The following is a 12,313-nucleotide window of genomic DNA, read 5'->3' on the forward strand; positions in this document are numbered from 1 at the left end:
GGGTCCACCCCCGGTTCCACCGTCAGCCGAGGATCGGCAGATGGGCGCTCAGATCCGCCCGCTCCCCGCTCGCCCGGACCTTGGCGTCCGCCAGCGCCGCCGGCCAGGCGATCCGTCCGGTGGCGAGCCGGATCCAGGTCAGCGGGTCGGTCTCCACGACGTTGGGCGGGGTGCCCCGGGTGTGCCGGGGCCCTTCGACGCACTGCACGACCGCGTACGGCGGGATCCGCACCTCCGTCGACCCGCCGGGCGCCTTCGCGGCCAGCGCGTCCGCCAGCAGCCGGGTGCAGGCGGCGAGCGCCTGGCGGTCGCAGGGGATCTCCAGGCCCGGCACGGCGGCGTTCAGGTCGTCGGTGTGCACGACGAGTTCGACGGTGCGGGTGACCAGGTAGTCGTCGAGTCGCATGGCCCCGGTGCGGGCGGCGAGCAGACGGCTGCCGGGGGCGGTCGCCAGGGATTCGGTGATACGCGCCTCGGTACGGGCGTACAGCGCGTCCAGGTCGGATTCGGACGCGGCGAGGAGACGGGTGCCCTCGGCGATGTCGGCGGCCCGGTCCGCGGTGGCGAAGGGCCACTCGAGCAAGGTGAGTTCCGGCTTCGCCGGCTCGTCCCGCTCCAGGTTCCGGCTGACCGTCTCCACGGCCATGGTCACGTGCGCGGCCAGATCCCGGACGGTCCAGTCACCGAGCCGGGTGGGCAGCGCCAACTGCTCCTCGGTGAGGCCGCGTACGGCCTGCCGGACCGTGCCGAACTGGGCGAGGACCGCGGCGCGAATCTTCACCGGGTCGTAGGTGCGGGTGCGCTTCTTGGCCGGGGGCATGACGGTGAGCCTAGGGGGTGCCGCGAAAGCCCCGCCCGGCCTTACCGGCCGGACGGGGCTTCGTACGGGCGGCCGGTTACGACAGGAGCGCCGGGATGGTCGCCTCGTGGGCGGTGCGCAGCTCCGTCAGCGGGAGGCTGAACTCGCCCTGCACCTCCACGCTGTCGCCGTCCACGACGCCGATGCGGGTGGCCGGGAGGCCCCGGGCGCCGCACATGTCGTTGAAGCGGAGCTCCTCCGAGCGGGGCACGGCGACGACCGCGCGGCCCGCCGACTCCGAGAAGAGGAAGGTGAAGGCGTCCAGGCCGTCGGGGACGATCAGGCGGGCGCCCTTGCCGCCGAGCAGCGCCGACTCGACGACCGCCTGGATCAGGCCGCCGTCGGACAGGTCGTGCGCGGAGTCGATCATGCCGTCGCGGGAGGCCGAGATGAGGATCTCGGCCAGCAGGCGCTCGCGCTCAAGGTCGACCTTCGGGGGCAGGCCGCCGAGGTGGTCGTGGATCACCTGGGACCAGGCCGAGCCGCCGAACTCCTCGCGGGTGTCACCGAGGAGGTAGACCAGCTGGCCCTCCTCCTGGAAGGCGACCGGCGTGCGGCGGGCGACGTCGTCGATGACGCCCAGGACCGCGACGACCGGGGTCGGGTGGATGGCCGCCTCGCCCGTCTGGTTGTAGAGCGAGACGTTGCCGCCGGTCACCGGGGTGCCGAGCTGCTGGCAGCCGTCCGCCAGACCGCGCACGGCCTCCGCGAACTGCCACATCACCGCGGGGTCCTCGGGGGAGCCGAAGTTCAGGCAGTCCGAGACGGCGAGCGGCTTGGCGCCGGTGGTGGCCACGTTGCGGTAGGCCTCGGCGAGGGCCAGCTGCGCGCCCGTGTACGGGTCGAGCTTGGCGTAGCGGCCGTTGCCGTCGGTCGCGATGGCGACGCCGAGGCCGGTCTCCTCGTCGATCCGGATCATGCCGGAGTCCTCGGGCTGGGCGAGGACGGTGTTGCCCTGCACGAAGTGGTCGTACTGGGAGGTGATCCAGGACTTGGAGGCCTGGTTCGGGGACGCGACCAGCTTCAGGACCTGGTCCTTCAGCTCCTCGCTCGTCGCCGGGCGGGGCAGCTTGCCGGCGTCGTCCGCCTGGAGCTCGTCCTGCCAGGCCGGGCGGGCGTAGGGGCGCTCGTAGGTCGGGCCCTCGTGGGCGACCGTGCGCGGGTCGACGTCGACGATCTTCTCGCCGTGCCAGAAGATCTCCAGCCGGTCGCCGTCGGTGACCTCACCGATGACGGTGGCGATCACGTCCCACTTCTCGCAGATCTCCAGGAAGCGGTCGACCTTCTCCGGCTCGACGACCGCGCACATGCGCTCCTGCGACTCGCTCATGAGGATCTCCTCGGGCGAGAGCGTGGAGTCGCGCAGGGGGACGTCGTCCAGGGTGACGCGCATGCCGCCGGAGCCGTTGGAGGCCAGCTCGCTGGTGGCGCAGGAGATTCCGGCGGCGCCCAGGTCCTGGATGCCGACGACGAGCTTCTCCTTGAAGGCCTCCAGGGTGCACTCGATGAGCAGCTTCTCCTGGAAGGGGTCACCGACCTGCACGGCCGGACGCTTCGACGGCTTGGCGTCGTCGAAGGTCTCGGAGGCCAGGATCGAGGCGCCGCCGATGCCGTCGCCGCCCGTGCGGGCGCCGTACATGATGACCTTGTTGCCCGCGCCGGACGCCTTCGCGAGGTGGATGTCCTCGTGCCGCATCACGCCGATGGCGCCGGCGTTGACCAGCGGGTTGCCCTGGTAGCAGGCGTCGAAGACGACCTCGCCGCCGATGTTGGGCAGGCCCAGGCAGTTGCCGTAGCCGCCGATGCCGGCGACGACACCCGGCAGCACGCGCTTGGTGTCGGGGTGGTCGGGCGCACCCATCCGAAGCGGGTCCACCACCGCGACCGGGCGGGCGCCCATCGCGATGATGTCGCGGACGATGCCGCCGACGCCGGTGGCCGCGCCCTGGTAGGGCTCGACGTACGACGGGTGGTTGTGCGACTCGACCTTGAAGGTGACCGCGTAGCCCAGGCCGACGTCGACCACACCGGCGTTCTCGCCGATGCCGACGAGCAGGGCGTCGTTCTCGGGGGCCTTCTCGCCGAACTGGCGGAGGTGGACCTTGGAGGACTTGTACGAGCAGTGCTCGGACCACATGACCGAGTACATGGCGAGCTCGGCACCGGTGGGCCGGCGGCCGAGGATCTCGACCACGCGCTCGTACTCGTCCTTCTTCAGGCCGAGTTCGGCCCAGGGCAGCTCGACGTCGGGGGTCGCGGCCGCGTGCTCGACCGTGTCCAGAGGCGTCCGGCTCATGCGTTGACCAGCTTCTTGAGGATCGAGGTGAAGAAGGGGAGGCCGTCGGTGCGGCCGGTGCCGATGAGCGGCTCCACGGCGTGCTCCGGGTGCGGCATCAGACCGACGACGTTGCCCGCCTCGTTGGTGATGCCGGCGATGTCGTTGAGCGAGCCGTTGGGGTTGAAGTCCAGGTAGCGGAACGCGACCCGGCCCTCGGCCTCCAGCTTGTCCAGCGTGTAGCGGTCGGCCACGTAGCGGCCGTCCATGTTCTTCAGCGGGATGTGGATCTCCTGGCCGGCCGTGTAGTCGGTCGTCCAGGCGGTGTCCGCGTTCTCCACCCGCAGCTTCTGGTCGCGGCAGATGAAGTGCAGGTGGTCGTTGCCGAGCATGCCGCCGGGGAGGAGGTGCGCCTCGGTGAGGATCTGGAAGCCGTTGCAGATGCCGAGGACCGGCAGGCCGGCCTTCGCCTGGTCGATGACCGTGTCCATCACCGGCGAGAAACGGGCGATGGCACCGGCGCGCAGATAGTCGCCGTAGGAGAAACCGCCGCACAGCACCACGGCGTCGACCTGCTTGAGGTCCTTGTCCTTGTGCCACAGGGCGACGGGTTCGGCGCCCGCGAGGCGGATCGCGCGCTGGGTGTCCCGGTCGTCGAGGCTGCCCGGGAAAGTGACGACGCCAATACGAGCGGTCACTTCGCGGCCTCCGCGACTTCCTCCACCTTGACGGTGAAGTCCTCGATCACGGTGTTGGCGAGGAAGGATTCCGCAAGATCGTGGATGCGGGCGAGCGCGGCCTCGTCGACCGGCCCCTCAACTTCCAGTTCGAATCGCTTTCCCTGACGTACGTCGGCGATGCCGTCGAAACCCAGCCGCGGCAGTGCGCGCTGCACCGCCTGGCCCTGGGGGTCGAGGATCTCCGGCTTGAGCATGACGTCGACTACGACGCGTGCCACTGGCACTCCCGGTGTGTGGTGCTGAGCAGGTCCCTTCAGACTACCCGCACAAAATTTCTACGCGGGTAGAGTTGTAGGAACCTACGGAAACGGCGTCACGATCCGGCATCGGAGCGACCGCTTCACGAAAAGTTCAGGGAAAGATCCCGGATCGACCCACGGCAGCTATTGCGCCGGGACACGCGGGCAGATTTAGTCGGGCTTCACATTGCTTTGCCGGGCACTGTACAAATGAATTGGCAATAGCCGATACTCGGCACGTCATCGCAGATGAGCTGCATTGAGGTGCCGCACGAAGGGACCGATATTCGTGGCGCAAAAGGTCGTGGTCACCCTCTTTGACGACATCGACGGCTCGGAAGCGGCGGAAACGATCGCCTTCGGACTCGACGGCAAGTCGTACGAGATCGACCTGAATGAAGCCAATGCCAGGAAACTGCGTAAGGCGCTCGCGCCCTACGTGGAGGCCGGCCGCAAGCGGTCGAAGTCGGGCCGGGCCTACAAGCAGACGGAGGTCGCCCCCGACCCCGCCGCGGTGCGCGCCTGGGCGCAGGCCAACAAGATGGACGTCCCCGCGCGCGGCCGGATCCCCAAGAAGGTCTACGAGGCGTTCACCGCCGCGCAGTGAGCCGCCGACGCAGCGGGCACCCGGCACCGGAACCGGACCGGAACCGAACGGGCCCCGAGCCGGAACCGCGCCGCGACCCGCCGGCCACCGGGCGTCCGAGCCCCGGCCGACGGCAGTTCAGTCGCCCCTCGCGACAACCGACTTGCGCAGCACCCCCGCTGATCAGCTAGAGTCTGGAGCACGCCGAGGGGCGAGGCCGAAAGGCCCGGCTCACGGACATGCGGGTGTAGTTCAGTAGCAGAACATCCCCCTTCCAGGGGGAAGGCGCAGTGTGCAATTCCTGTCACCCGCTCTGCACCGCCGGTCGGACCACGCTTGTGGATCAGGTAGGCTGGTGCTCGCACCGATCGGTGAAAGCCGGTCGGAGGCAATGCGGACGTAGCTCAGTTGGTAGAGCGCAACCTTGCCAAGGTTGAGGTCGCGAGTTCGAGCCTCGTCGTCCGCTCCAGTCACCAAGGCCCCGGTCATCGACCGGGGCCTTCGGCATATCCGCCGCCGCTTTTCGTGATCTGACATTTGTCATGTGCGCCGGTGACAGCACGCACTGCCGACCGGCCCCGATCACCGGAAGGCTGACGGCATGAAGACAGACGAACACGAGCACGTGATCGAGGTCACCGACCTCAGGCGTGTGTACGGGGGCGGGTTCGAGGCGGTGCGCGGAATCTCCTTCCATGTGGCGCGCGGGGAGGTCTTCGCGCTGCTGGGAACCAACGGCGCCGGAAAGACCTCCACCGTCGAGCTGCTGGAAGGGCTCGCGCCGCCGAGCGGGGGCCGGGTGCGGGTGCTCGGCCACGACCCCTACGGCGAGCGGGAGGCCGTCCGGCCACGGACCGGCGTGATGCTCCAGGAGGGCGGGTTCCCGGCGGAGCTGACCGTCGCCGAGACCGTGCGGATGTGGGCCGGCTGCACCAGCGGGGCCCGGCCGGTCGCCGAGGCGCTGGAGACCGTCGGGCTCGGCAGGCGCGCCGAGGTGCGGGTGAAGCAGCTGTCCGGCGGTGAGCGGCGGCGGCTGGATCTGGCGCTCGCGCTGCTCGGCGGCCCCGAGGTGCTGTTCCTGGACGAGCCGACCACCGGACTGGACCCCGAGGGGCGGCGCGAGACCTGGGACCTGGTGCGCACGCTGCGCGACGGCGGTACGACGGTCCTGCTGACCACGCACTACCTGGAAGAGGCCGACGAGTTGGCGGACCGGCTGGCGATCCTGCACGAGGGGCGCATCGCGGCGAGCGGCACCCCGGAAGAGGTGACCGCCGCCCAGCCGTCCCGGATCTCCTTCGAGCTGCCCGACGGCTACTTCCTCGGCGACCTGCCGGCCCTCGGCGAACTCGGTGTCGTCGGTCATGAGGTGGACGGCCGGGCGGTCCGGCTGCGGACGCACGAGCTGCAGCGGGCGGCCACCGGGCTGCTGGTGTGGGCGCGGGACGCCGGTGTCGAGCTGCGCCGGCTGGACATCCGGTCGGCCTCGCTGGAGGAGGCGTTCCTGGGGATCGCCGGGCGGGCGTCGGCCCTCGCGGCACAGAAGGAGGAGGCCGGCGTATGAGCACCACGACTGTCACGGGGCGGATGGGCGCGCTGGCGCGGGCCGAACTCACCCTGCTCGGACGCAGCCGGGCCACGCTCGTCTCGGCGGTGCTCGTACCGCTGCTGCTGCCGTTCAGCGTGCGGGCCGCGGCCGACGAGATGGACCTGAAGGACGCGGGGCTGACCATCGGCACCGTCATCCTGCCCGCCGCCGTCGGCTTCTCCCTGCTCTTCGCCGTCTACGCCGCCCTCACCACCGCCTATGTCACCCGCCGCGAGGAGCTGGTGCTCAAGCGGCTGCGCACCGGTGAGCTGCGGGACCGGGAGATCCTGGTCGGGGCAGCGCTGCCGGCCTCCGGGATCGGGGTCGCGCAGAGTCTGCTGCTGGCGGTCGGCTGCGGGGTGCTGCTCGACCTCGGGGCGCCGTCCGCACCCCACTACGCCGTGCTGGGGCTGGCGTTGGGGATCGTGATGTGCGGCGCGCTGGCCGCGGTCACCGCGGCCTTCACCCGGACCGCGGAGAGCGCCCAGGTGACCGGGCTGCCGATGATGTTCGTCTCCATGCTGGGCTCGGGCATCACCATCCCCCTCGAAGTGCTGCCCGACCGGGTGGCCTCCGTCTGCGAACTGCTGCCGCTGACACCGGTGATCACCCTGATCCGGGCCGGCTGGACCGGGGACCTGTCCGGCTACGAGGCGCTGGGCGCCCTCGCCACCGCGCTGGCCTGGACCGCGGTCGCGGTGTTTGCTGTACGGCGGTGGTTCCGGTGGGAGCCGCGGCGCTGACGGAGGGGGAGCGGGGGTTGTCCGGTCCGGGGACATGGTGGCGGGGCAAGAGCACACCGGCGAAGGTCGAGACGTACACGCGCTGGTCGTTCCACTTCTTCGCGCTGGCCGAGATCGCGGTGTTCGGACTGCCGGTGTTCGGCCAGCTGCCGCCCCCGCACGCGGGCTGGCTGGCGCTGCTGGTGTGCGTGCACGCCGTGTCCTGCGCGGTGGTGAGCTCCCGGGCGCTGGACTGGACACGCGGCCTGCGGCCGCAGCCGCTGCGGCTGATGTCGGCGCTCGGGGTGACCAGCGCGCTGTTCGCGGGTCTGGTGCTCGTGCTCGTCGACCGCGGCCTGGGCGGTGAGGACGGGGCGAGCGCGCTGGGCACGGTGATCGCCGGTCTGCTGGTCTTCGGGCTCGGGTCGATCACGCTCGGCGTCCGCAGCAGGCGCCGGGTGCTGGCGCTGATCCTCGGCTTCTCGGCGGGTGTGGGGCTGCTCACCCTGGCACTGGGCGGCGGTATGGCCGCACTGGTCACGGCCCTCGCGGCGCTGCTCGCCACCAGCTTCTTCGCCGTCACCTCGATCTTCTCCGTCTGGCTGCTCAACGCCGTCTACGAACTGGACGAGGCGCGGGAGACCCGGGCGCGGCTCGCCGTGGCGGAGGAGCGGCTGCGGTTCGGGCGGGATCTGCACGACGTCATCGGCCGGAACCTCGCGGTCATCGCCCTGAAGAGCGAGCTGAGCGTGCAGCTGGCGCGGCGGGGCCGGGAGGAGGCCGTGGAGCAGATGATCGAGGTGCAGCGGATCGCGGCGGAGTCGCAGCGGGAGGTCCGGGATGTCGTCCGCGGCTACCGGGAGGCCGATCTGGATGTGGAACTGCTGGGCGCGCAGGGCGTGTTGAAGGCGGCCGGTATCGACTGCGAGGTCACCGGCGAGGCGGCGGGGCTGCCCGACGAGGTGCAGTCGGCGCTCGGGTGGGTGGTCCGGGAGGCGACGACGAACGTGCTGCGGCACGGGAACGCCGCCCGGTGTCGCGTGGGACTGCGGATGACGGAGGGGCGTGTGGTGCTGACGGTGGAGAACGACGGGGCGGAGACGTCCTCCGGGAGCGGTGGCGGGTCCGGGCTCGCCGGGCTGCGGGAGCGGCTGCGGCAGGTCGACGGGACGCTGGAGGCCGGGTTCGCCGGGGCCGGGGTGTTCCGGGTGGTGGCCAGGGTGCCGGTGGCTCGGGAGGCCGTGGCGTGACCGTGCGTGTCCTGCTCGCCGACGACGAGCACCTCATCCGGGGCGCACTGGCGGCGCTGCTCTCGCTGGAGGACGACCTGGTCGTCGTCGCGGAGGCGGCGAGCGGGCCGGAGGCGCGGGCGATGGCGCTGGCGCACGCACCCGACGTGGCCGTGCTGGATCTCCAGATGCCGGGGGCGGACGGTGTGAAGGTCGCCACATCGCTGCGGACCGAACTGCCCGGGTGCCGGGTGCTGATCGTGACCAGTCACGGCCGGCCGGGGCATCTGAAGCGGGCGCTCGCGGCCGGTGTGCGCGGGTTCGTCCCGAAGACGGTCAGCGCCCAGCGGCTCGCCGAGATCATCCGGACCGTGCACGCCGGAAACCGTTACGTGGATCCCGAGTTGGCCGCCGACGCGATCTCCGCCGGGGACTCGCCGCTGACCGCGCGCGAGGCCGAGGTGCTGGAGCTGGCCGCGGACGGGGCGCCGGTCGCGGAGATCGCCGAGCGGGCCGCGCTCTCCCAGGGGACCGTGCGCAACTATCTGTCGGCGGCGGTCTCGAAGCTCGGGGTGGAGAACCGGCATGCGGCGGTGCGTCTCGCGCGCGAGCGAGGTTGGGTATAGTTGCTCTCGCGCCACGGCGCAATGCGGACGTAGCTCAGTTGGTAGAGCGCAACCTTGCCAAGGTTGAGGTCGCGAGTTCGAGCCTCGTCGTCCGCTCCAGTCACCAAGGCCCCGGTCATCGACCGGGGCCTTCGGCGTGTCAGCTCCAGCTGGTGCTGGTCAGGCGCTCGTACGCCTCGATGTACTTCGCCCGGGTCGCGTCCACGACCTGCTGCGGCAGCGCGGGCGGGGGCTGCTCGCTCCTGCGGTCCCAGCCGGACTCGGCGGAGGTCAGCCAGTCGCGCACGAACTGCTTGTCGTACGACGGCTGGGCGCGGCCCGGCTGCCACTGCTCGGCCGGCCAGAACCGGGAGGAGTCCGGGGTCAGCACCTCGTCGGCGAGGACCAGGCTGTCGCCCTCGAAGCCGAACTCGAACTTGGTGTCCGCCAGCAGGATCCCCCGGTCGCGGGCGATGTCCCGGGCCCGGGAGTACACGGCGAGGGTGGCCTGGCGCAGCCGGGCGGCGGTGTCGGCACCGACCTGGCGGGCGACCTCCTCGTAGGAGACGTTCTCGTCGTGCTCGCCGACGGCGGCCTTGGTGGCCGGGGTGAAGATCGGGGCGGGCAGCTCGGAGCCGTCCGAGAGGCCTTCGGGGAGGGCGAGGCCGCAGACCGTGCGGGACTCCTCGTACTCGGCGAGGCCGGAGCCGGTGAGGTAGCCGCGGGCCACGCACTCGACCGGGACCATCTGGAGCGACTTGCAGATCAGGGTGCGCCCGGCCCACTCGGCGGGGGCGCCGGCCGGCAGTTCGGTGCTCAGCACATGGTTGGGGGCGAGGTCGGCGAGCTGGTCGAACCACCACAGGGAGAGCTGGGTGAGGACCCGGCCCTTGTCGGGGATCTCGGTCGGCAGCACCCAGTCGTAGGCGGAGATGCGGTCGCTGGCGACCATCACGAGGTCGCCCGCCTCGTTCTGGTACAGGTCGCGCACCTTGCCGGTGTGCAGATGCACCAGGCCCGGAACCTGGATCGGCTCGGGCTTTTCGACGAATCCGGACACGGTTCCTCCCCGTGGTTCTGTCCAATGGCCTGATTGTCCCGTACGCGGGAGAGATCACGGACAGTGGGTCAGTCACGTTTGCAGATGCGGTCCAGGAGGTTGGCGGTGGCGCGCTGGACACGGGGGTCGACATGGCCCGGGCGGTCCAGCGCCGGGGACCAGGCGAACGTTCCGGAGGCGAAGACCCAGGCGCCGGAGGGGGCCCGGTACAGGGACGTCTCCTGGTGGCGGGTGACGCCCTCGGCGTCCGTGTACGGGGAGTGGGCGAGCAGGACGCGCTCGTCGTGCTCGGGGAGCGGGGCGCGCGGGAAGTAGCGGTCGGCCTCGCCCGCGACCAGGCCTTCGATCGCGTCGCCCTCGTGCGCGCCGGTCGCCTCCCACAGCCAGTGGCCGGCGTTGCGGACGATCAGCGGGTGGGGTTCGGGGACCCGGCCGGCGTACTGGATGCCGAGCAGTTCCTGTTCGGGCCGGTCGATCTCCCGCCACAGCACGGGCTTGCCCGGGCCCCGGCGTTTGCGGCAGGTGAGGAGGCGGTCGGGGCTGCCGGAGGGGGACGGGCCGAGCTCGACCTGCCAGTAGACCGAGTTGGAGGAGAGGAAGACCAGGGAGGTGCCGTGGTCGCGGGCCTGCTCGGCGGCGCGGCGCATCTGCGGCGACCAGTACTCGTCGTGGCCGGGGAAGACCAGGCCCCGGTAGCGGCTGGGGTCGATGCGGCCGGCGTGCAGGTCGCGGGCGTCGGCGTAGGCGAGGTGGTAGCCGTAGCGCTCGGCCCAGCGGATGAAGTCGTAGGCGTGGCCGACGTGCAGCGGGAGGCCGGCGCCGGCGTACGGGCGGTCGAAGGAGACGGTGGTCGCGGCCTCGCGCTCGCCGAGCAGCCGGCCGTCCTCGTCCCAGGCGTGGTAGAGGCTGGCGCCGGTGCGGCCGTCCTCCGGGTAGAGGTTGTACGCCTGCCAGGTGACGTCCGGCAGGACCAGCAGCAGGTCGGCCGGCTGGTCGTCGCGGACGGTGAAGGGCACGTGCGAGCGGTAGCCGTCGGCGGTGGTGAGGACGGCGACATGGGCGCCGACGCTCCAGTCCTTCGGGATCTGCAGCCGCCAGGACAGCCACCAGTGGTGGCAGGAGACCGTGCGGTCGGCGGCGAGCGGCGGGGCCTGGACGATGCCGGAGAGCCGGGGGCTGGTGGTGATCTTGGCGGCGCCGGCGCCGCCGTGGTGGCCGATGCGGTAGACGTCGACGCTGAATTCCTGGGGCGGGTCGACCGTGATGTGGAAGTCGACGGCCTCGCCGGGGGCGACCGCGCCGGTGGAGGTGAAGCCCTTGATCTGGCGGCGCACGTCGTCGGCGGAGCGGATGGCGCCGGAGCCGGACCGGGGGCCGGGGACACGGGTGCCGTCCCTGCGGATGCGGCGGCCCGTCCCGCTCGTGTCGGCGGCCGGGGTGTCGGGCACCGGGTCCGCGTACCAGGCCACGACCTTGCCGTCGTCGAAGTAGGTCTCGCTGCCGCGCAGCCAGGGGAGCGGGCCCTGGCCGAAGGGGTCCGTCACGGCGTGCGCCAGCGCTCCCGACTCCCAGCGGCGGATGTGCTCCGAGTCCATGGCCTTGCTCCCCTCCCCTGGCGTATGTCAGCTGCCCTTGCCATGTGCGTGTTCGGTCCCAGCACATCACATTGCGCACGGACTCCGTCACCGTTCGTTTCGAATTGACCGAAAGCGGAACTGCGTGCTCCGAGAGAGGGGACGCCCGGAGTGCGGAAGCGGCTCTCAGACGAGGCGTACGGGCTTCTCGGGGCGTATGCCGACCTCGGTCAGCCAGGCGCGGAGGGGTGCCGGGTCGCCGTCCTCCATCAGGCTCAGGACCTTCGGCGCGAGGTCCGCCGCCCGCTCGCCCTTGATCAGCAGCGAGGGGCCGTCCAGCCAGTCGAGGCCCGGGGTGGCGCCGGCGGTGTCCATCGCGGCGCAGCAGACCATCGCGGTGATGTGGTCGGCGAGCAGCTCGCGCGGGGTGCGCGGGGGCTGGAGGGGGAACAGGGGCAGGCTGCCGTCGTCCCAGAGGGGGGTGTCGGGGGTGCTGGTCGCCGCGGGGGCCGTCGGCGGCGGCTCGGCGGCCGCGGCGGCCTGCTCCTCGCGGATCAGCTCGTCGGTGAGGCCGGCGGCGAGGGCGGCGCAGCGGGGGTTGGCGGTGGCGGGGTGGTCGAGGTCGTCCTCGTCCTCGTCGGAGAGGCCGAGGCGGGTCACGTCGAAGTCGGTGCCGGCGAAGTCGGTCCGGTCGAGGCCGGTCCGGTCGAGGCCGGTCCCGTCGACGTCAGTCCCATCGGGGCCGGTCCGGTCGAGGCCGGTCCCGTCGACGTCAGTCCCATCGGGGCCGGTCCGGTCGAGGCCGGTCCCGTCGACGTCAGTCCCATCGGGGCCGG

Annotated in this window: 11 protein-coding genes, 3 tRNA genes and 1 pseudogene; 8 read left to right on the top strand and 7 right to left on the bottom strand. The window is 71.7% G+C overall.

The genetic code is table 11. The features are described 5' to 3' along the window. Nucleotides 1–22 precede the first annotated feature (22 nt). The 4 genes from ABT232_RS34555 to purS form a co-directional block, all read right to left on the bottom strand. The gene (locus ABT232_RS34555) at nucleotides 23–820 is read right to left on the bottom strand and encodes a maleylpyruvate isomerase family mycothiol-dependent enzyme (RefSeq protein WP_351847710.1); all 798 of its coding nucleotides are present in this window, start codon (nucleotides 818–820) and stop codon (nucleotides 23–25) included. A gap of 76 nt (nucleotides 821–896) precedes the next feature. Beyond that, nucleotides 897–3,155 (bottom strand): phosphoribosylformylglycinamidine synthase subunit PurL, encoded by a 2,259-nt coding sequence (gene purL, locus ABT232_RS34560; protein ID WP_351847713.1) that lies wholly within the window; start codon nucleotides 3,153–3,155, stop codon nucleotides 897–899. Continuing rightward, a complete protein-coding gene (purQ, locus tag ABT232_RS34565) occupies nucleotides 3,152–3,832 on the bottom strand; it encodes a phosphoribosylformylglycinamidine synthase subunit PurQ (protein ID WP_351847716.1) in 681 nt (226 codons plus the stop codon). Before purQ ends, purL begins: the two co-directional genes overlap by 4 nt. Then, nucleotides 3,829–4,092 (bottom strand): phosphoribosylformylglycinamidine synthase subunit PurS, encoded by a 264-nt coding sequence (purS, locus tag ABT232_RS34570; RefSeq protein ID WP_351847719.1) that lies wholly within the window; start codon nucleotides 4,090–4,092, stop codon nucleotides 3,829–3,831. Before purS ends, purQ begins: the two co-directional genes overlap by 4 nt. Nucleotides 4,093–4,402: 310 nt before the next feature. On the opposite strand from purS, the gene ABT232_RS34575 reads away from it, so the two are divergent. The 8 genes from ABT232_RS34575 (at nucleotide 4,403) to ABT232_RS34610 (ending at nucleotide 8,963) form a co-directional block, all read left to right on the top strand. Next, a complete protein-coding gene (locus ABT232_RS34575) occupies nucleotides 4,403–4,720 on the top strand; it encodes a histone-like nucleoid-structuring protein Lsr2 (RefSeq protein WP_351847722.1) in 318 nt (105 codons plus the stop codon). A 220-nt stretch (nucleotides 4,721–4,940) separates the two neighbouring features. Further along, nucleotides 4,941–5,012: transfer RNA gene (locus ABT232_RS34580), tRNA-Gly, on the top strand. Between the two features lie 80 nt (nucleotides 5,013–5,092). Further along, a tRNA-Gly gene (locus ABT232_RS34585) sits at nucleotides 5,093–5,168 on the top strand. A gap of 132 nt (nucleotides 5,169–5,300) precedes the next feature. Continuing rightward, a complete protein-coding gene (locus ABT232_RS34590) occupies nucleotides 5,301–6,263 on the top strand; it encodes an ABC transporter ATP-binding protein (RefSeq protein WP_351847725.1) in 963 nt (320 codons plus the stop codon). Beyond that, a complete protein-coding gene (locus ABT232_RS34595; RefSeq protein ID WP_351847728.1) occupies nucleotides 6,260–7,030 on the top strand; it encodes an ABC transporter permease in 771 nt (256 codons plus the stop codon). Before ABT232_RS34590 ends, ABT232_RS34595 begins: the two co-directional genes overlap by 4 nt. Nucleotides 7,031–7,047: 17 nt before the next feature. Continuing rightward, nucleotides 7,048–8,259, top strand: coding sequence for a sensor histidine kinase (locus ABT232_RS34600; protein ID WP_351847731.1), 1,212 nt, complete (start codon nucleotides 7,048–7,050; stop codon nucleotides 8,257–8,259). Continuing rightward, on the top strand, nucleotides 8,256–8,864 hold the full coding sequence (locus ABT232_RS34605; protein WP_351847733.1) for a response regulator: 609 nt from the start codon (nucleotides 8,256–8,258) through the stop codon (nucleotides 8,862–8,864). The genes ABT232_RS34600 and ABT232_RS34605 overlap by 4 nt, the downstream gene beginning before the upstream one ends. A 23-nt stretch (nucleotides 8,865–8,887) precedes the next feature. Beyond that, nucleotides 8,888–8,963 (top strand) — tRNA-Gly (locus ABT232_RS34610). A gap of 40 nt (nucleotides 8,964–9,003) precedes the next feature. On the opposite strand, the gene ABT232_RS34615 is transcribed toward ABT232_RS34610, so the two are convergent. The 3 genes and pseudogenes from ABT232_RS34615 to ABT232_RS34625 form a co-directional block, all read right to left on the bottom strand. Beyond that, nucleotides 9,004–9,903 carry a phosphoribosylaminoimidazolesuccinocarboxamide synthase gene (locus ABT232_RS34615; RefSeq protein ID WP_351847735.1) on the bottom strand — a complete coding sequence of 300 codons (900 nt, stop codon included), beginning with the start codon at nucleotides 9,901–9,903 and terminating at the stop codon, nucleotides 9,004–9,006. A 68-nt stretch (nucleotides 9,904–9,971) separates the two neighbouring features. Next, nucleotides 9,972–11,498 (bottom strand): N,N-dimethylformamidase beta subunit family domain-containing protein, encoded by a 1,527-nt coding sequence (locus tag ABT232_RS34620; protein ID WP_351847737.1) that lies wholly within the window; start codon nucleotides 11,496–11,498, stop codon nucleotides 9,972–9,974. Nucleotides 11,499–11,663: 165 nt separating this feature from the next. After that, nucleotides 11,664–12,313, bottom strand: a pseudogene (locus ABT232_RS34625) (hypothetical protein); the annotation flags it as partial.

This window comes from Streptomyces sp. NPDC001532 (assembly GCF_040298625.1).
Lineage (GTDB): Bacteria > Actinomycetota > Actinomycetes > Streptomycetales > Streptomycetaceae > Streptomyces.

What these genes read in the sequence shown, in the direction of transcription:
- ABT232_RS34555 (WP_351847710.1), bottom strand. Translation starts at nt 820, where the DNA reads ATGCCCCCGGCCAAGAAGCGCACCCGCACCTACGACCCGGTGAAGATT.
- purL (WP_351847713.1), bottom strand. Translation starts at nt 3,155, where the DNA reads ATGAGCCGGACGCCTCTGGACACGGTCGAGCACGCGGCCGCGACCCCC.
- ABT232_RS34595 (WP_351847728.1), top strand. Translation starts at nt 6,260, where the DNA reads ATGAGCACCACGACTGTCACGGGGCGGATGGGCGCGCTGGCGCGGGCC.
- ABT232_RS34620 (WP_351847737.1), bottom strand. Translation starts at nt 11,498, where the DNA reads ATGGACTCGGAGCACATCCGCCGCTGGGAGTCGGGAGCGCTGGCGCAC.
- ABT232_RS34590 (WP_351847725.1), top strand. Translation starts at nt 5,301, where the DNA reads ATGAAGACAGACGAACACGAGCACGTGATCGAGGTCACCGACCTCAGG.